Genomic DNA, 19,701 nt, shown 5'->3' on the forward strand with positions numbered 1-19,701 from the left:
CAGACAGGCCGCCCTTGACCTTTCGGCAACCGATGGCCACCCGGAAGCGGCCAGAAACGAATTGACAAATTTTGTCCAAACGTCAGAACTGTGGGTAACTCGCCTCTTTGGGCGCATGAAAACTTCAAGAAACGACGGTCTCTAAGACCGGACGATGGGATGAGGAGAGCGAGCGATGCCGCAGACAGTCGCGGTCCCCGACAATGTGCCACCCGAACTGGTGGTCGATTTCGATTTCTACACGCTCGCCGGCAAGGCCGAGGATATTCAACTCGCCTGGGCCGAACTCCACAAGGGCCCCGACATCGTGTGGACCCCGCATTATGGCGGCTATTGGATCGCGACGCGGGCCGCCGACATCCAGGTGATGCAGGTCGATCACGAGCATTTCAGCCACAATGAATTCGACATCCCGCTCAACCCCGGCCGGATGAAATCGATCCCGCTGTCGCTCGACCCGCCCGATCACACCCCCTATCGCAAGCTGTTGATGACCGGCTTCACGCCGCAGAAGGTCCGCCAATATTCCGAAGTCGCGCGCGAGACCGCGCAGGAACTCGTGGCGACACTCAAGCCGCGCGGCGAATGCGAATTCATCGACGATTTTGCCAAGGTGCTGCCGATCAACGTGTTCCTGACGATGATGGGCCTGCCGCTGAGCGATCGCGACTTCCTGTTACCGCGCGCCGAAATCGCGGTCCGCAGCAACGACATCGAGCTCAAGGCCAGGACCCAGGGCGAACTCGCCGGTTATCTGATGGGACATATCGAGGACCGCAAGGCGAACCCGCGCGAAGACCTGCTCGGCATGATCGTCAATGGCGAGGTCAGCGAACGCGCGTTGACGCCGCACGAGATCATGGCAATGTCGCTGCTGGTGCTCGTCGGCGGGCTCGATACGGTCGCGTCGCAGATCGGTTTCGTTGCGCATTTTCTGGCGAAGAACCCCGGCCATCGCCGCGAGCTGGTCGAAAATCCGAAGCTGGCGCAGGTCGCCTGCGAGGAATTCCTGCGCCGCTACGGCCTGCCGAACACCGCACGGCAGCTGACCGAAGATTATGACTATAAGGGCCTGAAGTTCAAAAAGGGCGACATGATCCAGATGCCCAAATGCCTCTATGGTTTGGACGACCGAATCAATGACCGACCGGAGGTCGTGGATTTCCACCGCAAGCCGTCGGAGATCAAGCACGCCGCGTTCGGCGCGGGGCCGCATGTCTGCCCCGGCAATGTGCTGGCGCGGCGCGAACTGATCATCTTCCTCGAGGAATGGCTGCCCGCGATCCCCGATTTCGAGATCGACCCCGACCGTCCGCCGGTCTTTGCCGCCGGCAGCGTCAACGGCGTCGACAAACTCTATCTGAAATGGGCGGTGTGATGGGCATCGACGACAGCGGCGTCCGCGCCGCGATCCGAACCGCGATCGACGCGGGGCATGAAGAGGCGGTGCATGTCGTCGCCTATCACAAGGGCGCTAAGGTGCTCGACCTGTGGGACGGCCTCGCCGACCCCGCGTCGGGGCGCAAGGCCGACGCCGATACCTTGTACAACGTCTATTCGGTGACCAAGGCGGTCGCCGCGACCGCGCTCCATATCCAGGCCGAGCGCGGCTATATCGATTATGACGCGCCGATCGCCGATTACTGGCCCGAATTCGCCCAGAACGGCAAGGCCGCCGCGACGGTGCGCCACGCGCTCACCCACCGCGCCGGCGTCCCGCTGATGCCCGAGGGCGTGACCCCCGCGGCGATGTGCGACTGGGACTATATGACCGGCGCGATCGCCGCGATGGAGCCGCTCGCCCCGCCGGGCGAGAAGACGCTCTATCAATCGATGACCTTCGGCTGGATCATCGGCGAGATCGTCCGGCGCAGCGACCCCCAAGGCCGCGACTTCCGCCAGTTCGTGCTCGACGAGATCAACGCGCCGCTCGGCCTGAAGGACCTGTGGATCGGCATCCCCGATACGGTCGCCGATCGCGTCGCCGTCATGTCGAACCGCAACGAATATGACCCCCCGCCTCCCGCCGCGACGCTTTATGCCCGCTCGATGCCCGCCGCGGTCGATCTGGTGCCGCCGGTGTTCGCGCGGCCCGAGGTGCAGCGGGCGTGCATCGCCGGGGTCGGCGGCATCTTCAACGCCCGCGACGAAGCGCGCTTCTGGGCGATGCTGGCGGGCGGCGGCGAGCTGGACGGCGCGCGCTTGTTGTCCGCCGAACGCGTCGCCGGCTTTTCCACGATCCGCGACAATGGCGACGAACCCGACCCGGTGATGTTCGGCATCCCGATCCCGATCAGCATCGGCGGATACTGGCTCGGCGGCCACCGCGTCAGCGGCCCGCGCGCGATCTGGCATCCCGGCGCCGGCGGCTCGATCGGCTGGGCCGACCCCGACCAGCACCTCGCCGTGGCGATCTGCCACAACCGCATGTTCAACGCGCGCGACCCGCAGGATGACCCGATCCTGCCGATTTCCAAGGCCGTGGTCGCGGCGCTCGGCCTGGAGTGGAAATCATGACCGCGATGCCCCGCCTCGAAGATCTCGAGGACAAGAGTTTCGACCCGTTCCTGGTCGAGAAATTGTCGACAGGCAACTGCCCCGACCCCTACCCGCGCATCCACGAGCTGATGGAGCAGGGCGCGGTCGTCGAGGGCAGCTATCGCATGCAGTTCACCGACGTGCCCGACGCGCAGATGGGGCATCTGCCGCAGGTGATGGTGCTGGGGTACGACGCGGTGATGAAGGTGCTGACCCAGCCCGAAATCTTCACCAACAAGGAAGCGTTCCGGCGCAACCTCGGCCGCTCGTTCGGCAACACAGTGACGGTGATGGATGCCCCCGAACACACCCACTACCGCAAGATATTCCAGAAGGCGTTCCTGCCGCAGATCGTCACCCAATGGGGCGAGACGGTGGTCGATCCGGTGGTCAACCGGCTGATGGGCGAATTCGTCGGGCGCGGCGAAGCCGATTTGATCGAGGAATTCACCCACCATTATCCGTTCCAGGTCATCTATGCGCAGGTCGAGCTGGAACCCGACCAGGCGCCGGTGTTCCACAAGCTGGCGATCGCGCAGATATTGTCGTCGATCGGCCTGCCGCAAGGTCCCGAGGCGAGCACGAAACTCGGCACCTTCTTTGGCGCGCTGCTGGCGCGCAAGCGCGAGAATCCCGGCACCGACCTGATCAGTCACCTCGCCACGGTCGAGGTCGGCGGCGAGCGGCTGCCCGACGATGTGCTGATCTCCTTCCTTCGCCAGCTGATGAACGCCGGCGGCGACACCACCTATCGCGGCACCAGCGTGTTGTTGACCGGCCTGCTGACCCATCCCGAGCAGCTGGCCGCGGTCGCCGCCGACCGCAGCCTGATCCCGCAGGCGATCGACGAAGCGCTGCGCTGGGAAGGGCCGGTGACCTCGACCTTCCGCTATGCGGCGCAGGATAGCGAGATCGACGGCACAACGATCAAGGCGGGAACCTTCATCAACCTGGTCCTCGCCTCGGCCAACCGCGATCCGCGCAAGTTCGAAAATCCCGACAGCTTCGACATCTTCCGCAACCGCAGCACGCGCCACATCGCCTTTGCGAGCGGCCCGCATCTGTGCATCGGGCAGCATCTGGCGCGGGTCGAAATGACGCGCGCGCTCAATGCCATCTTCGACAGGTTGCCGGGCCTCCGGCTCGATCCCGACAAGCCCGGCCCCGATATCCGGGGACATTTGCTGCGCGTGCCCGAGCATCTGTGGGTCAGGTTCGACAGCTGACGGAGGCGGCCCATGAAGAAGTGGATGTGCATGAATTGCGGCTGGATTTACGAGCAGGAGCTGGGCGACCCGGCCGGGGAGATCGAACCCGGCACGGCGTGGGAGGATATTCCGGGCGACTGGAAATGCCCCGATTGCGGCGCATTGAAGGCCGAATTCGACATGGTCGAGATCTGAGATGGGACCGTTCGACTATATCATCGTCGGCGCCGGATCGTCGGGCTGCGTGCTCGCCGAACGCCTCAGCCGCAGCGGCCGCCACAAGATTTTGGTGATCGAGAGCGGCCCGGTCGATTCCAGCCCGCTGATCGACATGCCGCGCGGTTTCGGCAGGACGCTGATGGATCCGAAGCTGACCCATGCCTATGTCGCGAAGAAGACCGGCGGCCATAACGAACCCGAATATTGGGTGCGCGGCAAGGCGCTCGGCGGGTCGAGTTCGCTGAACGGCATGGTCTATGTCCGCGGCCAGCCGAGCGACTATGACGAGTGGGATTGCGAAGGCTGGCGCTGGGCCGACCTCAAGCCGCATTTCAAGGCGCTCGAAAATCATGAACTGGGCGCATCCGATATGCGCGGGACCGGCGGTCCGCTGAACATCACCGTCCACCCGACGAAATTGCCGGTGCTTGAGGCGATGATCGCCGCCGCCGCCGAAATGGGGGTGCCGACGGTCGACGACCTCAATTCGCTCGACAGCGCCGGCTTCGGCTACCAGCCGCGCAACATCTGGAAGGGCAAGCGCCAAAGCGCCGCAAAGGTCTTTCTGCGCCCCGCGATGCAGCGGCCCAATGTCACGGTCGTGACCGACACCGATGTGCTGCGGCTGACGCATGAGGGCAGCCGGATCACCGGCGTGCGCATCCGCAGCGCTTCGGGCGAACAAGAGATTGCCGCGCGCGAAGTGATATTGAGCGCCGGCGCGCTCAACTCGCCGACGCTGCTCCAGCGATCGGGCATCGGCCCCGCCGCCCATCTGAAAAGCGTCGGCATGGAGGTGCTCCACAACGCGCCGGGGGTCGGCCACAATATGCGCGAGCACCGCCTGCTCCGCGCGCAATACCGGCTGCGCGGCGGCAGCGAGAATTCCTCCTTTCAAGGCCTCGGCCTCTATCTCAGCGCGCTGCGCTATTTCCTGTTCAAATCGGGACCGTTGACGTCGGCGGCGTTCGAGGTCGGCGGCTTCATTCGCACCGAGCCCGGCAGCGGGCGACCCGACGCCCAGCTCGGCATGGGGCCGATGTCGATCGACAGCCGCACCCCGGGCCTGTCGCTCCACGATTTCCACGGCGCGATGTGCGGCGGTTATGTGATGCGCCCCGAAAGCCAGGGCAGCATTTTGATCGCGGGGCCGGATATCGCGACGCCGGCGATCATCGATCCCAATTATCTGGCGACCGATTACGACCGGCGCGTGTCGGTCGCGCTGTTCCGCGCGATCCGCAACCTCTTCGCCCAGCCGGCGCTCGCGCCGTTCGTCGTCGCCGAGGTCGACCCGAGCGCCGGCATCGAGACCGACGACGAGATCATCGACGCCTATCACCGGATCGGCGGCAGCGGCTATCACGCGGCGGGCACCTGCCGGATGGGCACCGACGACGCGTCGGTTGTCGACACCAGCCTGCGCGTTCGCGGTGTGTCGGGGCTGCGCGTCGTCGATATCTCGGCGATGCCGTCGCTGGTGTCGGGCAACACCAATGCGCCCGCGATGGCGATGGCGTCGCGCGCCGGTGAGCTTATCCTCGCCGATGCCGGCTAGTATTGCGATGCGGGTTCCTGACAATCTTGCGGAGGTGACGCCCGCCTGGCTGAGCGAGGCGCTCGCGCCGCGCTTTCCCGGAGTACGGATCGACCGGGTCGATACTGTCGATCTGATCCACGGCGCCTGCACCAAGATACGACTGGCGGTCCATGGCGACCGCCCCCACCTGCCCCCGACGATGCTGATGAAGGCGGGGTTCGAGCCGCACAGCCCCGCCATGCGCAAGATGCACGTCAACGAATATCACGCCTATCACGACCTGATGCCGACGACCGGGCTCAACGTCCCCGATTGCCTGGCCGCGGTCATCGACGACGAAGGCAAGGCACTCGTCATCCTCGAGGATCTGTGCCGGCGGGGCGTGCGCTTCCTGTCGTTGCAGCAACCGATCGGTTTTGATCTCGCGAAGACCTTTCTGTCGGGCCTCGCAAAACTGCACGCCCGATGGTGGAATGCGCCCGAGCTCGCGACGCGCTTTTCGTGGGTGCCGGGCACCAGCGAAGAATCGATGGCGCATTATTTCGGCCTGTTGCTGACGCCCGACCAGTTTCAATCCTATGCCACCGCACCGCGCGGGGCGGCGATGCCGCGCATGCTACTCGATCCGCCGCGCATCCGCGCCGCGCACCGGGCGATGCGCGCGGCGCACGAAACGCAGGCGCGGGTCATCAATCATGGCGATATGCACCTCGGCAATCTCTACGTCGATGCCGACGGCACTGCTGGTTTCCTCGATTCACAGCCGCGTCTCGGCGCCTGGTCGATCGACGTCAGCTATTTCCTGATCGCCGGGCTCGACCTCGTCGACCGGCGACGCTGGGAAGCCGCGTTGCTCGACCATTATCTCAATTGCCTGAAGGATCATGGCGTGGCTCCGCCGTCGTTCGACGACGCGTGGGCCGCCTATCGCCGCGACGTCGTGTGGGGCTTGCTGATCTGGATGCTCAACGGATCGCATTTCCAGACCGAGGCGAACAATACCGCCGCCGCGACGCGCTTCGCGATGGCGATGGTCGATCTCGACAGCTTCGGCGCGCTCGGTGTTTAGGGCACAGCGCAATATTCTGGTGACCGGTTCGGCGCGCGGCATCGGCGCGGCCACCGTCCAATGGCTGCGCGAGGAAGGGCACCACCCGATTGGGCTCGATCTCGACGATGCCGACATCATCGCCGATCTCGCGACACCCGGCGGCCGGGCGGCGGCGCTGAAGGCGGTGGGCGAGCGGAGCGAGGGGAAATTGCACGGCGTCATCGCCTGCGCGGGACTGGCCGGTGCCGACACCGCGGCGATGGTCGGGGTCAATTATTTCGGCACGATCGCCTTGCTCGAAGGCGTGCGCGAACTGCTCGCAGCGGCCGAAGCCCCGCGCGCGGTTGCCGTCTCCTCGTCCTCGATCATCCTCGGCCATGATGAAGACTTGGTGGAAGCCTGCCTTGCGGGCGACGAGACGCACGCCCTGCATCTGGCGGCGAAAGAACCGCGGCTGGTCTATGCCTCGACGAAGGTCGCGTTGAGCCGCTGGGTCCGACATCACGCGATCCGTCCCGAATGGGCAGGCGCGGGCATCCTGCTCAACGCGGTGGCGCCCGGCACGGTGCTGACCCGGATCACCCGGCCGATCCTCGCCACCGAAGAGGGGGGCGCAATGCTGGCCGAAGCGACGCCGATCGCGGTCGATCGCTATGCCGAAGCCGAAGACATCGCGCCGCTGCTCAGCTTCCTTTCCGGTCCCGACAATCGCTATATCGTCGGGCAAACGATCTTCGCCGACGGCGGCAAGGACGCCATCCGGCGCGGCGACCGATTGCCGTGACCGGCGAGGCGCAGCGCACGGGTCATCGCCGCATCGTGACCGGGCTCGATCCGACGGGGCGGTCGTGCATCCTGTTCGATGGCCCCGGGGGCTTCGTCACCGCAGCGGCAGGTGTCCGCGTCACATCGCTGTGGCAGAGCGACCGGTCGCCGGCGGACAACAGCAGCGACACCGACGCAGCCGACGCCGCCTATTCTTTCGCCTTTGCTCGGGGCGGCACCAAGTTCCTGATCGTCGAATTCGATCCGGGCGACGGACTGCTCGGACCCGGCATGCACGCGACCGACACGCTCGACTATGGCGTCATGCTGGCGGGCCGGATCACCCTGGTCACCCAGACCGGCGAAGTCGATCTGGTGCCCGGCGACCTGATCGTCGACCGCGGCGTCCCGCACGCGTGGCGCAATCGCGGGCCAGAGATCGCAAAGATGATTTTCGTCAATATCGACGCGGCGCCGGTCGGCGCCGGCGCAACGGTGGATTAAGCAATGGAAGACAGAGCAGCGCTGGCGCAGGCGTATAGCGAGGTGGTCAACGGGCGGCGGAGCATTCGCGGCTACAAGCCCGATCCGGTACCCAGGTCGCTCATCGTCGAGATATTGGAGCTGGCGATGCGCTCGCCTTCGTCGCTCAACACCCAGCCGTGGAATTTCTATGTCGTGACGGGCGAGCCGCTGGCGCGGATTCGCGCCGGGAACACCCAGCGCAATCTCGATCGCATTCCGCACACCCGCGAATTCCGCAGCATGGAGAATTACGACGGCGTCCACCGCGAACGCCAGGTCGGCGTGGCCAAGCAATTGTTCGGCGCGATGGGGATCGAACGCGACGACAAGCCGAAGCGCAAGGATTGGGTGCTGCGCGGCTTTCGGCAATTCGATGCACCGGCCTGTATCGTCGTCACCTATGACCGGGTGCTGGTGGGAAGCGACATCGCACCCTTCGATTGCGGCGCGGTCGCGACGGCGATCGTCAACGCCGCCTGGTCGCGCGGGCTCGGCTGCGTGATCAACAGCCAGGGCATCATGCATTCGGCGGTGGTGCGCGCCGAGGCCGGAATCGCCGACGACCAGACGATCATGATCTGCATCGCGATCGGCTGGCCCGACGAAAGCTTTCCGGCCAATGCGGTGGTCTCGACGCGCAAAGCCGTCGAGGAGGCGGCGACCTTCGTCGGGTTCGACGACTGAGCGCCGCGCCCCGCTAGCCGATCTCCGCGATCAGATCGCCGACCTCATAGGTCTCGCCGACTTCGCCGATGATCCGGATCTTGCCGCTCGCGGGACTCTCGACCTCGTTCGTCGATTTGTCGGCCTCCAGCGCATAAAGCGGCTGGCCTTCGGTCACGTCGGCACCGTCCTCCACCATCCATTCGGCAAGAATGCCCTCGTTCATTGAAAAGCCGATTTTCGGTATGGTCACTTGCACAGCCACTTGGGGGCCTCCTTAGCTGACGATGTCTTTGATGGCGGCGAGGATCGTGTCGGTATCCGGCGCATAGGCGGTTTCGAGCGGCCGCGAATAGGGCACCGCGCTGAACGCGCCGCCGAGCCTTTTGACGGGTTTCTTGAGCGCGCCGAACAGTTCCTCGTTGATCACCGAGGCGATTTCGGCGCCGGCGCCATGCTGCTTGACCGCTTCATGGACGACGATCACCCGACCGGTCTTGCGCGCCGATGCCAGCACCGTCTCACGATCCCACGGCGCGATGGTGCGCAGATCGACCACCTCGACCGAAATCCCCTGTTCGGCCGCCTGATCGGCGGCGGCGCGGGCCAGCACCGCCATGCGCGCATAGGTGACGATCGTCACGTCACTGCCCTCGCGCTGCACCGCGGCCTTGCCCAGCGGGACGCGGTGGCTGCTGTCGGGCAGTTCGAACGCCATCGGGGTCCGGTAGGTCGGCAGGTTCTCGATGAAGATCACCGGATCGGGATCGTCGATCGCCGCGCGGAGCAGGCCATAGGCGTCCGCCGGCGTCGACGGCGCGCAGACCTTGATCCCCGGCGTGTGCGCGAACCAGGCCTCCAGATAATCGCAATGCTGGCCGCCCGAACCGAAGCCCAGCCCGGTCATCGTCCGGATGACGATCGGCACGCTCGTCTGCCCGCCTGACATGAACCGCAGCTTCGCGGCGTGATTGACGATCATGTCCATCGCGACCGTGGTGAAGTTCATCAGCATGATCTCGGCGATCGGCTTGTAACCGCCAAGGCTCGCGCCGATTGCGGCGCCCATGATCGCCTGTTCCGAAATCGGCGTCGAACGGACGCGGTCGTCGCCGAACGTCGTCGAAAGCCCCTTGGTGATCTTGGCGATGCCACCGCCCTCCGGATCGGCGAGATCTTCGCCCAGCGTGATCACCGTCGGATCGTCGGCAAAGGCGTCCTGATAGGCTTTCGAAATCGCCTCGATGATGGTGACTTTCGGCTTCGCCGCCTTTTCCGCCGCGCTCATGCTGCTATCTCCTGCGCGAATACGTCGAAGCGCAAGGAGTCCCGTTCGGGCCAGGGCGAGGCAAGCGCATATTCGATCGCATCGTCGATCTGTTTCTCGATATCCGCCTCGATCGCCGCCAGTTGATCCTCGCTCGCGATTCCGTCGGCGAGCAGGCGTGCGCGGAGGCGGGGAACGGGATCGGCCTCGATCGCCTCGGCTTTCTGTCCTTTGGGCATGTAGCTGTCGTCATCGCCGAAGGTGTGGCCATGGAAGCGGAAGGTCATGCATTCGAGCAGTGTCGGACCTTCGCCGGCACGGGCGCGCGCAACGGCTTCGGCAAAGGCCGAATACATCGCCTCGGGATCGTTGCCGTCGACGCGAACGCCCGGGATGCCATAGCCCTCGGCGCGGCCGGCGATATTGCCGCCGGCGGTCATCTTTTCGAAGGTGGTATGCTCGGCGAACAGATTGTTCTGACAGACGAAGATCGTCGGCAGTTTCCAGACCGCCGCCAGATTGAGCGCCTCATGGACGGCGCCGATATTCGACGCGCCATCGCCGAAGGTGCAGACCGAAACCCGGTCGCTCTTGTCGAGTTGCGCCGCCCAGGCGAGACCGTTGGCGATCGGCGCCGACGATCCGACGATGCCGGTGGTGACCATGATCCCCTTCGGCGGATAGGTCAGGTGCATCGGCCCGCCCTTGCCCTTGCACGAACCGGTGGTTCGCCCGGCCAGCTCGGCCCAGAGTTCGCGTAAGGGAAAGCCCTTGCCGAGCATGTCGTGGATGCCGCGATAGATGGTACACAGCTTGTCGTCGTCGCGCAGCACCTGCCCCATCACCGAGGGAATGATTTCCTGCCCGCGATAGGAATAATAGACCATCGCGATCTGACCCGAGAGAATCACCTTCCGTGCACGCTCGTCGTTCGCTTTCAGCAACGCGGCGCGTTGATAAATCTCCAGCAATACCGCTGGATTCGCCACAAACTGCTTGCTGGCCATCGATCACACTCCCTGAGACAGTCGTTTATCAGTGCAATCAGTTATATAATTACACTGCTTCTGTCGAGAGTGATATGCGAGGAATTTCAGTCGATCAGATCGACCACCGAATTGGGGCCGACCTGCGCCAGCCACACTTTGCCCGCCGCGACCATATGCGCCTTCCAATGTTCTTCGGCGCCGGCGCCATCCCTGGCTTCGATCAGATCGACAAGCTTGGTATGCGATTTCAGGCCGAACCGGAGCTGTTTCAGCGAAATTTCCGGGTCGACCGAATTGCGCCGCTGCGCCAGGTTCAGATGTTCATTCACCAGACCGCTGAGCGCGTGCGAGAACATGATCAGCGTCTTGTTGCCGGCGAGGTCGATCATCGCCCGGTGAAATTCGGCGATCATCGACGTGATCGCGAACCGGTCCTTGATATGGCTCATTTCGCCTTCGATCATCGCGCGCAGGATCGGCACCGCTTTTTCGCTGTTGCGCTCGGCCACCAGCCGCGCCGCGGGCGGTTCGATCAGGGTGCGCATCTCGTAAAGGTCGCCGATGGTGACGCCCGTCGCCTGCAAGGTGATCCCGGCGGCGCGTTCGATCATCACATAATTGGGCGAACTGACGCGCGCGCCGCCCCGCGCGCCGCGCGCGACGGTCACCAGTCCCTCCGATTCGAGAATACGCACCGCCTCGCGGATCGTCGGGCGGGACACTTCGAATTCGGCAATCAGATGCGATTCGGCGGGAAGCGTATCGCCATCGACGAGTTCGCCGCGAATGATGGCGTTGCGGATTTGTTTCGCGACCAGTTCGGCGGTCTTGGGAACGCGAACGGCCGCCGCATTGCTTCGATTGCCGACGGGTATTGCGACAAAAGCGTTAGACAAGTTTAATTCCTTTATGGGGTTGGGCGCCTTTTGCCCCGAAACCGCGCGCCGCGCAAGCTTAGCCGGATCGACTCGCCTCTTGCAAACAGTCATATTACCTAGTTAGATGATAAGGCACACGTCGGCGCGCGATCGGCATTGCGGAACGCGCGCCCATTCAGTACACTGAATGGGCATGAGGAGAGGAATTTCGATGAACGTTCAGACCAAGGACGGACTGCAGCAGGATGGCGCGGGCTATGTCGTTGCCGCCGATCACTATATTTCCCCCGAATTCGCGAAAATCGAGGCGGAAAAGCTGTGGTATCGCGTCTGGCAGATGGCCTGCCGCGAGGAGGAAATTCCCAACGTCGGCGATTATTATACCTATGACATCGTCGACCAGTCGATCATCGTGATCCGCGTCGCCGCCGACGAGATCAAAGCCTATTACAACGTCTGCCCGCACCGCGGCCGCACGATCACCGAGGGATGCGGCCACGCCGCGCGCCTGTTCTGCAAATTCCATGGCTGGTCGTGGAAGCTCGACGGGACGATCGCCAAGGTCGTCGATCGCCATGAATGGCCCGAAGAATCGCTGACCGACGACGACCTCAACCTGGTCCCGGTCAAGGTCGGACGCTGGAGCGGCTGGGTCTATATCAACATGGACCCCGACAGCATCAGCCTGGAGGAGCATCTGGCGCCCGCGAAAGCCTATCTCGACCCCTACGATATCGGCGGGATGAATTATCACTGGCGCAAATCGACGATTTTCGACTGCAACTGGAAGGTCGCGCTCGAAGCCTTCAACGAAGGCTATCATGTCCAGACGACGCACAACCAGATGCTGCGCTACATGGACGACTGGACGCAAAGCTATGCGCGCGGGCGCCATTCGCACTTCGGCTATTGGGAATCGATGCCGATGGGTTCGCGTTCGGCCCGGCTGACCGACGGCAAGCCGACCGAGGATATCCGCCCCGGCATCCGCGACTATATGGAAGATATGGCGGCGACGCTGAACGCGGGTTCGTCGGTGCAGACCGTCTTTGCCGCGCGGCGTGTCGAACAGGAGGTGCCGCCGGGCACCCCGCCGATGGAGGTGCTCGCCAAATTCGGCCAGTATATATATGAAAATGCCGCCTCGCAGGGCCTGCAATGGCCGAGCATCACGCCCGAGCAGATGTATGCCGCGGGCGTCGACTGGCATCTGTTCCCGAACCAGATCATGCTGATGGGTCCCACCGGCCTGCTCGGCTATCGCGCGCGTCCGTTCGGGAACGACCCCGACAAATGCGTCTGGGATGTCTATTCGCTTCAGCGCTATCCCGAAGGGCAGGTGCCGAAGGTCGAGCATGAATGGAGCCAGGATCATGGCGACGTCGATTTCTGGGGCCTGATCCTGACCCAGGACTATCAGAATATGGGCCAGGTCCAGAAGGGCATGAAGTCGAAGGGCTTCAAGGGCGCCAAGCCCAATCCGCGGCAGGAGATCGCGGTCATCAACTTCCACCGCAGCCTCGACGACTTCGTCGAGAATGGATACGCCCAATGAGCGGGTGGGACGAGAGTGCCGATTTCATCGTCGTCGGCAGCGGGGGCGGCTCGATGCTCGCCGCGATCTCCGCAATCGATGCCGGAAAGAAACCGCTGATCCTCGAAAAGACCGACCGGGTCGGCGGCTCGACCGCGCTGTCGGGGGGGGTTTTCTGGATTCCGAACCACCCCTTGCAGGCGCGCGACGGCATCGACGACAATGCGGACAAGGCGCGCACCTACCTCGATTCGGCGGTCGGCGACGTCGGCCCGTCGACGTCGCGCGAGCGCAAGGACATGTTCCTGAAAATGGGTCCGCGGATGGTCGACTATCTCGAAGCAAAGGGCATGCCCTTCGTCCGCTACGGCGGCTGGTCGGACTATCACGACGATCTGCCCGGCGGGCTGGCCGAGGGCCGCTCGCTCGGCGTCGAAATCTTCAACATCAAGACGCTCGGCAAGGAATGGTATCCGAAGCTTCGCCGCGGCGAATTCGGCATTCCCGCCAAGCGCACCGAAACCAAGCATCTGACGCTGATGAAGGTGACCTGGGCCGGCAAGCTCGCGATGGTGAAGATCGGCCTGCGCCTGATACGCAACAAGATCCTCGGCATCCACCAGGTCGGCTCGGGCGCCGCGATCCAGGGGCGGATGCTAAAAATGGCGCTCGACCATGGCGTCGATATCCGCACCGATTCGGGGGTCAGCGATCTGGTCGAACAGGACGGCCGCATCGTCGGCGTGGTGACCGAAAAGGACGGCAAGCCCTGGCGGATCGAGGCGCGCGACGGCGTGCTGATCAACGCGGGCGGCTTTGCCCACAACGCCGAGCTCCGCAAGAAATATGGCCCGCAGCCCTCATCGACCGCATGGACCAACGCCAATCCCGGCGACACCGGCGAAATGATCGAGATCGCCCGCGCGCATGGCGCAGCGCTCGACCTGACCGATCAGGCGGTGTGGATCCCGACCTCGGTCCCGCCCGACGGCGCGCCGTTGATGAATGTCCCCGACCTGCCCAAGCCGCATTGCATCCTGGTCGACAAGCTGGGCAAGCGCTTCCTCGACGAAGCGCAATCCTATATGGCGAACGGGCAGGACTTTTACGCGCATGGCGCGGTGCCCGCTTATGCGATCATGGATGCGTCCTATTTCAAGAAATATAGCTGGGGCTTTCGCATGGGCGCGATTCCGCAGGTCTGGTACGACAGCGGCTTCCTCAAACAGGCGGCGAGCCTGCGCGAGCTCGCGGCGCTGCGCGGGATCGATCCCGACGGCCTCGAAGCGACGGTCGAGCGCTTCAACGGGTTCGCCCGCGTCGGCAAGGATCCCGATTTCGGCCGCGGCGACAAGGCCTATGACCTCGTCTATGCCGACCGCACCCACAAGCCGAGCCCGACGCTGGGCGTCATCGAACGGGCGCCCTTCTATTCGATCGAGGTGTTTCCCGGCGATGTCGGCACCTTCGGCGGCATATTGACCGACGAATATGCGCGCGCGCTGCGCGACGACGGCAGCGTGATCCCCGGCCTCTATGCGACCGGAAACTCGACCGCCTCGGTGATGGGCAAGACCTATCCAGGCGCGGGCGCGAGCATCTCGCCGTCGTTCATCTTCGGCTGGGTCGCGGCACAGCACGCGCTGCACCGCCTGCCAAACTGAGAGCCCGGATATGGAACCCTCCGTCGAAGCAATGGTGCGCGAACTGTATGACAAGCAGAAGATCCGCGAGGTCGTGACGCGCTATTGCCGCGGGGTCGACCGGATGGACCGCGACCTGTTCCTGTCGGCCTATCACCCCGACGCGGTCGATGACCATGGCTTCGTCGTCGCGGGGCCGGAGGAATTCTGGGCGTGGGTGAACCATTATCACACCACCGCCCAGGCGACCCATCAGCACATCATCACCAACCACAGCTGCGAGCTCGACGGCGACACCGCGCATTGCGAAACCTATTGGATGTTCGCCGCGCTCGATCCGAACGGGCAGAATCTGACGATCGGCGGCGGGCGTTATGTCGACCGCATGGAAAAACGCGGCGGCGAATGGCGCATCGCGGCGCGCAAATGCGTCCCCGACTGGGGCGGCCAGCCGGTGGCGACCCAGATCAGCCCGGAGGCGCGCGCGATGCTGGCGCAAAGCGGCACGACCGCGCGCGATGCCAGCGACTGCTCGTACGAGCGGCCGCTGACGATCCCGCCCGAACGCGTCGGGATCAACGTCGATATTCTCGCCGGCACCTGACGCAGCGGCCGCGTCCCCAGCGATGAAAGTCTATCGCCTCCGCGATCACGGGTCGCTCGACAATCTGGCGATCGAGGGCGCGCCGGTTCCCGAAATCGGGTCCGGCGAGGTGCTCGTCCGCATCCGCGCCGCGTCGCTCAACGCCCGCGACCTGATGATGGTGTTCGGTCCCTCACCCTATGGCCCGAAACCGGGGCTGATCCCCCTGTCCGACGGCGCGGGCGAGGTCATCGCCTGCGGATCGGCGGTGACCGACATCGCGCCGGGAATGCGCGTCGTCATCCCGTTCCGCCCCGGCTGGATCGGCGGCCCCTTCGATCCCGCGGCGATCGCGACCGACCTCGGCGGCGCGGTCGACGGCGTCCTCGCCGAACAGGTCGCGGTGGCGGCGCGCGCCGTGGTTCCGATCCCCGCTTCGATGTCATTCGAACAGGCCGCGACGCTTCCGTGCGCCGGCGTCACCGCCTGGGCCGCACTCGATCGCGGCGCGCCGGTCGGCCCCGGTCACAGCGTCCTCGTCATGGGCAGCGGCGGGGTTTCGCTGTTCGCGCTGCAGATCGCGCGCGCCAGGGGATCCCGGGTGGTCGCCACGACATCGAGCGAGGCCAAAGCCGAGCGCCTGCTCGCCATGGGCGCGAGCGACGTCATCAATTATCGCGAATACCCCGCATGGGACCGGCGGGTTCTGGAACTCACCGACGGGCGCGGGGTCGATCGTGTGGTCGAGGTCGGCGGCGCGGGCACCCTGCCCCGCTCGATGGCGGCGCTGGCGCCCGAGGGCGAGATTGCGCTGGTCGGGTTACTCGACGATCCGATGAGCGCGATCAGCCCGCTGCCGCTGATGCGGACGACGGGCACCATCCGCGGCATCTCGGTCGGATCGCGCGCCGATCTCGTCCACCTCGTCGATTGCGCGGCGCAAAATTTCGCGCCGGTGATCGACCGCGTCTTCGATTTCGATCAGGCCCGCGCGGCGCTGGCTCATCTCGCATCGCGAACCCATTTCGGAAAAGTGGTGATCCGGGTCTGAGCGACGCGGATCACCTTTTCCTTCTTATTTCCCGGTAAATCGGTTGCGGATGTCCCACGTCAGCGCGCGCGTGGTTCCCTCGTTGCACAGGCCCTCGAAGGTCCAGCCGTCGACCGCGAACTGGCTGCGTACATATTCGGGTTCTTGCACCAGCGCGACATGGCCGCCGTTGATGAAGAGTTCGCGTCCGTTGAGGTTTTCCGACAGGTCGGAACAGAGCCAGGCCGCGACCGCGGCGACATTCCACGGGCGGCCGTCGGGGCCGCTGTTGCCGATCCAGTGGTTCGACAGCGGCGGAATCTTGAGCGTGTTCATCGCATAGCCGAGCGTCTCGTACACCTCGGGGATATTCATGTTGCTCGGCCCCGAAATCGGGCGGATGACGTTGGTGCGCACCCCATATTCGGCCAATTCGCGCGCGACGGTGCGCGACATGCCGACGACACCCTCTTTCGCGGCGCTGTAATTGGCCATGCCATAATGGCCAAAGCCCGAGGGGGAGGCGAAGTTTACGATCGCGCCGCCCTGTTTCTTCAGATGCTCGGCCCCGGCGCGGATCGTCGCGAAATAGCCCTTGAGGTTGACCGCGATGACGATGTCGAAATCCTCCTCGCTCATCTCGGTGATCCGGCGCGGACGGATGATGCCGGCGTTGTTGATCAGATAATCGAGCCGCCCGAAATGGTCGATCGCGCAATCGACGACCGCCTGGCCGCCCGCCATCGACGCGACGCTCGAGGTGTCGGCGACCGCCTCTCCACCTGCGGCCTTGATCTCGTCGACGACCTGCTGCGCGAAACTGGCATCGCCGCCGCCGCCCTGCGGCCCGCCGCCCAGATCGTTGACGACGATCTTTGCCCCCTCGCGCGCCATCAGCAGCGCGGTTTCGCGCCCGATTCCGCGCCCGGCGCCGGTGATCACGGCCACCCGGCCGTCATATCGTCCCATATCCTGCTCCCTACTTGTGTTCTGTGTCGATTCCCGATTAAAGGTATATAGGTTTTATACGATTGTGAGCATGATTCAACCGGACTCACGATCGCCGGACGGCCTCATATGACAGGAGCTGCCGATGGGAGAGATGCATGCTGAGCGCGTTCGACGATTACCCCTATCACCAGATCGCCGACCATTTCGACTGTGCCGGCAGCAGCGACCATCGCTTTTTCGACCGCTATTGGTGGGTCGCCTATGATCCCGAGAATCGCGCGCAGGTGAACTCGGGCCTCGGCGTCTACAAGAATATGAATGTGCTCGACGGCTTCGGGACGATCCTGCTCGACGGGCAGCAGCATAATGTGCGGACGTCTCGCGCCTGGCGCCCGAATGTCGGCCGGATCGGCGCGGGGCCGCTCGACTATATCATCAAGGAGGGGCTCAAGAGCTTTCGCCTGCTGCTCGAACCGAATGATTTTGGCGTGTCTTTCGACATGCATTGGGAAGCGACGCTGCCGGCGTTCGACGAGCCGCATCACCGCCGCCATATCAACGGGGTGCTGCACGAGGACTATCGGCGCTATTATCAGTTCGGGCGGGTCAACGGCTGGGCCGAGGCGCAGGGGACGCGGATCGAGATCGTCGACTGGTTCGGCTTTCGCGACCGATCCTTCGGCGTCCGCCCGTCGGTCGGCGGCCCGCCACCGCCGACCCCGCCCGCGCCGGTCGCGGGCGGCCGCGTCACGTCGGTGATTTCGGGCATGGCCTTCGCCTGCGACGACGGAACCCATGGCAGCGTCCAGATCCAGGAGGATGATAGCGGCCGCACCGTCTATTCGGGCGGCAAGCTGGTGCGGCCCGACGGCGACGGATGGCGCGAGATGACCATCGACGGCGCGACGGTCGATATCGGCCTCGTCCCCGGCACGCTGAAACCGACGGCGCTGAATTTCGATTTCACCGCCGGCGGCGACCGGTATGAACTGCGCGGCACGCCGCTCTCGGACGGTTTCGTCTATCAGGGCTATGGCTATTACAACGGCTATTGGGACCAGCGCGGACTCGGCGCGTGGCGCGGCGACGGCATCGTCGAAGGCGAGACCTATGATGTCAGCGATCCGTCGAGCGTGCGCGACCTCAGCGGTCGTGTGACCTTTCCGGCCGTCCTGCCGCACGAATATCCGCTGGCGATCACCCTCAACGGCGCCGCCGGCATGGCCGATTCGATGGTCGGCTTTACCGGCCCCCACCCACGCTACCGGCTGCAGGGATAAATCGATGCCCCTCTATCAACCCCTCAACGAGCCGCAGATGACGGCCTATTTCCAACAGCTTTTCCCGGATCGGCCCAAGGCGCGCCTCGAAACGGTCAAGCGCTCCTACCCCGGCATGTCGCGCGAAACCTGGTGGGTCACGCTCGCCTGGGACGCCGACGGCGAAAAGGGCCGCGAGAAATTCGTCGTCCGTCTCGATCCGCCCGGCGGCTGCATGTCCGACAGTCCGCTCCGCGACGAAAGCGAAGTCTATCGCCTGCTCCATGGCACCGCGGTGCCCGTGCCGCGCCTGGTGGTGCACGAGGACCGTCCCCAATGGCTGCTTGAGGGACGCGAATTCACGATCCGCGAATGGATCGATGGCGAGATCGAGCCGGCCTGTCTTCGCGAGACCGGCGACGAAGCCGAAGCGGCGAAGATCGGCATCGTCAAGGAACAGATGGACAAATTGGCCGCGCTCCACGCACTCGACTGGGACGCGATGGGCTTCGGCCAGCTGCTGCCCATTCCGTCCGACCCCGAGAATTGCGGTAAGGACGATGTCGTCCGGCATCTCGAGATGCTCGACCGCCACGCGCAGGAGCCGCTTCCGGGCCTGCGCGAAATCGGTCGCTGGCTGCTCGACAACCCGCCCCCCGCCCCGGCGCGTATCGTCCTGCGCAAGGAGAACAACGGCATCGGCGAAGAGATTTGGCAGGACGGCAGGATCGTCGGCATGTGCGACTGGGAGGGCGCGAGCCTGGGCGATCCGGCGCTCGACCTGGCCGTCGCGATGGGGACGACCGCCAAATATTGGGACGAGGATGCCGCGCTCGCCTATTACAACAGCGTCGCGCCGCACCCGGTGACGCAGGAGGCGGTCGGCTGGTACCGGCGCTTCTGGGGCTACAAGGGCGCGTGCGCGCTGCACTCGGCCTTGCGCAACTACAACGACGGCCGCGACCGCCGCGTCCAACTTCTTACGCTCGGTTGCCTCTATCCGGTGATGGTCCAGGCGAACCTGTCCGCCGCCGCACAGTTCGGGAAGGGTTGAGGCG

General features: G+C 64.7%; 20 protein-coding genes. 15 read left to right on the top strand and 5 right to left on the bottom strand.

Going from position 1 to position 19,701, the window contains the following annotated elements:
* The first annotated feature begins 175 nt into the window (after positions 1-175).
* Genes AC07U1_RS02000 through AC07U1_RS02040 form a run of 9 tightly spaced genes read left to right on the top strand, consistent with a single transcriptional unit; the run spans position 176 to position 8,530 of the window.
* Complete coding sequence (locus AC07U1_RS02000) at positions 176-1,378, top strand: cytochrome P450 (RefSeq protein WP_492735940.1); 1,203 nt, start codon at positions 176-178, stop codon at positions 1,376-1,378.
* On the top strand, positions 1,366-2,517 hold the full coding sequence (locus AC07U1_RS02005) for a serine hydrolase domain-containing protein (RefSeq protein WP_495197624.1): 1,152 nt from the start codon (positions 1,366-1,368) through the stop codon (positions 2,515-2,517). Before AC07U1_RS02000 ends, AC07U1_RS02005 begins: the two co-directional genes overlap by 13 nt.
* On the top strand, positions 2,514-3,764 hold the full coding sequence (locus AC07U1_RS02010; RefSeq protein ID WP_495178766.1) for a cytochrome P450: 1,251 nt from the start codon (positions 2,514-2,516) through the stop codon (positions 3,762-3,764). Before AC07U1_RS02005 ends, AC07U1_RS02010 begins: the two co-directional genes overlap by 4 nt.
* 12 nt (positions 3,765-3,776) lie before the next feature.
* On the top strand, positions 3,777-3,941 hold the full coding sequence (locus AC07U1_RS02015) for a rubredoxin (RefSeq protein ID WP_495178767.1): 165 nt from the start codon (positions 3,777-3,779) through the stop codon (positions 3,939-3,941).
* A gap of 1 nt (position 3,942) precedes the next feature.
* A complete protein-coding gene (locus AC07U1_RS02020; protein WP_495178768.1) occupies positions 3,943-5,523 on the top strand; it encodes a GMC family oxidoreductase in 1,581 nt (526 codons plus the stop codon).
* 34 nt (positions 5,524-5,557) lie between these two features.
* Positions 5,558-6,574 carry a protein kinase family protein gene (locus AC07U1_RS02025; protein WP_495197625.1) on the top strand — a complete coding sequence of 339 codons (1,017 nt, stop codon included), beginning with the start codon at positions 5,558-5,560 and terminating at the stop codon, positions 6,572-6,574.
* Entirely contained in the window at positions 6,567-7,340 is a 774-nt protein-coding gene (locus tag AC07U1_RS02030; protein WP_495178770.1) for an SDR family oxidoreductase, read from the top strand. The genes AC07U1_RS02025 and AC07U1_RS02030 overlap by 8 nt, the downstream gene beginning before the upstream one ends.
* Positions 7,337-7,825: a cupin domain-containing protein gene (locus tag AC07U1_RS02035; RefSeq protein ID WP_495178771.1), complete on the top strand. Its 489-nt coding sequence runs from the start codon at positions 7,337-7,339 to the stop codon at positions 7,823-7,825. The genes AC07U1_RS02030 and AC07U1_RS02035 overlap by 4 nt, the downstream gene beginning before the upstream one ends.
* Before the next feature lie 3 nt (positions 7,826-7,828).
* Positions 7,829-8,530: a nitroreductase gene (locus AC07U1_RS02040; protein WP_495178772.1), complete on the top strand. Its 702-nt coding sequence runs from the start codon at positions 7,829-7,831 to the stop codon at positions 8,528-8,530.
* A gap of 13 nt (positions 8,531-8,543) precedes the next feature.
* Here AC07U1_RS02040 and AC07U1_RS02045 read toward each other — a convergent pair whose 3' ends face one another.
* From AC07U1_RS02045 to AC07U1_RS02060, 4 genes are all read right to left on the bottom strand, one after another.
* Entirely contained in the window at positions 8,544-8,774 is a 231-nt protein-coding gene (locus AC07U1_RS02045; protein ID WP_187139065.1) for a biotin/lipoyl-containing protein, read from the bottom strand.
* A 12-nt stretch (positions 8,775-8,786) separates the two neighbouring features.
* Entirely contained in the window at positions 8,787-9,797 is a 1,011-nt protein-coding gene (locus AC07U1_RS02050) for an alpha-ketoacid dehydrogenase subunit beta (RefSeq protein ID WP_187139066.1), read from the bottom strand.
* Positions 9,794-10,783, bottom strand: coding sequence for a thiamine pyrophosphate-dependent dehydrogenase E1 component subunit alpha (locus AC07U1_RS02055; RefSeq protein WP_056344113.1), 990 nt, complete (start codon positions 10,781-10,783; stop codon positions 9,794-9,796). The genes AC07U1_RS02050 and AC07U1_RS02055 overlap by 4 nt, the downstream gene beginning before the upstream one ends.
* An 86-nt stretch (positions 10,784-10,869) precedes the next feature.
* Positions 10,870-11,661, bottom strand: coding sequence for a GntR family transcriptional regulator (locus AC07U1_RS02060; protein WP_187139067.1), 792 nt, complete (start codon positions 11,659-11,661; stop codon positions 10,870-10,872).
* Positions 11,662-11,854: 193 nt separating this feature from the next.
* On the opposite strand from AC07U1_RS02060, the gene AC07U1_RS02065 reads away from it, so the two are divergent.
* The 4 genes from AC07U1_RS02065 to AC07U1_RS02080 are packed head-to-tail and all read left to right on the top strand — an operon-like array spanning position 11,855 to position 16,454.
* Positions 11,855-13,198, top strand: coding sequence for an aromatic ring-hydroxylating oxygenase subunit alpha (locus AC07U1_RS02065; protein ID WP_492735922.1), 1,344 nt, complete (start codon positions 11,855-11,857; stop codon positions 13,196-13,198).
* Complete coding sequence (locus tag AC07U1_RS02070; protein WP_495178773.1) at positions 13,195-14,841, top strand: FAD-binding protein; 1,647 nt, start codon at positions 13,195-13,197, stop codon at positions 14,839-14,841. Before AC07U1_RS02065 ends, AC07U1_RS02070 begins: the two co-directional genes overlap by 4 nt.
* 31 nt (positions 14,842-14,872) lie before the next feature.
* Positions 14,873-15,424, top strand: coding sequence for a nuclear transport factor 2 family protein (locus tag AC07U1_RS02075; RefSeq protein ID WP_495197626.1), 552 nt, complete (start codon positions 14,873-14,875; stop codon positions 15,422-15,424).
* A 22-nt stretch (positions 15,425-15,446) separates the two neighbouring features.
* On the top strand, positions 15,447-16,454 hold the full coding sequence (locus AC07U1_RS02080) for a zinc-dependent alcohol dehydrogenase family protein (protein WP_495178775.1): 1,008 nt from the start codon (positions 15,447-15,449) through the stop codon (positions 16,452-16,454).
* A gap of 24 nt (positions 16,455-16,478) precedes the next feature.
* Here the strand turns inward: AC07U1_RS02080 and AC07U1_RS02085 are convergent, their stop codons facing one another.
* Positions 16,479-17,402 (bottom strand): SDR family NAD(P)-dependent oxidoreductase, encoded by a 924-nt coding sequence (locus AC07U1_RS02085; RefSeq protein ID WP_495178776.1) that lies wholly within the window; start codon positions 17,400-17,402, stop codon positions 16,479-16,481.
* A gap of 137 nt (positions 17,403-17,539) precedes the next feature.
* On the opposite strand from AC07U1_RS02085, the gene AC07U1_RS02090 reads away from it, so the two are divergent.
* The gene (locus AC07U1_RS02090) at positions 17,540-18,664 is read left to right on the top strand and encodes an Rv3169 family protein (protein WP_495178777.1); all 1,125 of its coding nucleotides are present in this window, start codon (positions 17,540-17,542) and stop codon (positions 18,662-18,664) included.
* A 4-nt stretch (positions 18,665-18,668) separates the two neighbouring features.
* Positions 18,669-19,697 carry a phosphotransferase family protein gene (locus AC07U1_RS02095; RefSeq protein ID WP_495197627.1) on the top strand — a complete coding sequence of 343 codons (1,029 nt, stop codon included), beginning with the start codon at positions 18,669-18,671 and terminating at the stop codon, positions 19,695-19,697.
* Positions 19,698-19,701: the final 4 nt, after the last annotated feature.

The sequence above is a fragment of the Sphingopyxis sp. GW821-FHT02C12 genome (assembly GCF_059421785.1).

Bases quoted from the DNA above. Each gene is read 5' to 3' on its own strand.
- AC07U1_RS02075 (WP_495197626.1), top strand. From the start codon at position 14,873: ATGGTGCGCGAACTGTATGACAAGCAGAAGATCCGCGAGGTCGTGACG.
- AC07U1_RS02005 (WP_495197624.1), top strand. From the start codon at position 1,366: ATGGGCGGTGTGATGGGCATCGACGACAGCGGCGTCCGCGCCGCGATC.
- AC07U1_RS02015 (WP_495178767.1), top strand. From the start codon at position 3,777: ATGAAGAAGTGGATGTGCATGAATTGCGGCTGGATTTACGAGCAGGAG.
- AC07U1_RS02040 (WP_495178772.1), top strand. From the start codon at position 7,829: ATGGAAGACAGAGCAGCGCTGGCGCAGGCGTATAGCGAGGTGGTCAAC.
- AC07U1_RS02050 (WP_187139066.1), bottom strand. From the start codon at position 9,797: ATGAGCGCGGCGGAAAAGGCGGCGAAGCCGAAAGTCACCATCATCGAG.
- AC07U1_RS02080 (WP_495178775.1), top strand. From the start codon at position 15,447: ATGAAAGTCTATCGCCTCCGCGATCACGGGTCGCTCGACAATCTGGCG.
- AC07U1_RS02000 (WP_492735940.1), top strand. From the start codon at position 176: ATGCCGCAGACAGTCGCGGTCCCCGACAATGTGCCACCCGAACTGGTG.
- AC07U1_RS02085 (WP_495178776.1), bottom strand. From the start codon at position 17,402: ATGGGACGATATGACGGCCGGGTGGCCGTGATCACCGGCGCCGGGCGC.
- AC07U1_RS02055 (WP_056344113.1), bottom strand. From the start codon at position 10,783: ATGGCCAGCAAGCAGTTTGTGGCGAATCCAGCGGTATTGCTGGAGATT.
- AC07U1_RS02065 (WP_492735922.1), top strand. From the start codon at position 11,855: ATGAACGTTCAGACCAAGGACGGACTGCAGCAGGATGGCGCGGGCTAT.
- AC07U1_RS02070 (WP_495178773.1), top strand. From the start codon at position 13,195: ATGAGCGGGTGGGACGAGAGTGCCGATTTCATCGTCGTCGGCAGCGGG.
- AC07U1_RS02020 (WP_495178768.1), top strand. From the start codon at position 3,943: ATGGGACCGTTCGACTATATCATCGTCGGCGCCGGATCGTCGGGCTGC.
- AC07U1_RS02090 (WP_495178777.1), top strand. From the start codon at position 17,540: ATGCTGAGCGCGTTCGACGATTACCCCTATCACCAGATCGCCGACCAT.
- AC07U1_RS02010 (WP_495178766.1), top strand. From the start codon at position 2,514: ATGACCGCGATGCCCCGCCTCGAAGATCTCGAGGACAAGAGTTTCGAC.
- AC07U1_RS02095 (WP_495197627.1), top strand. From the start codon at position 18,669: ATGCCCCTCTATCAACCCCTCAACGAGCCGCAGATGACGGCCTATTTC.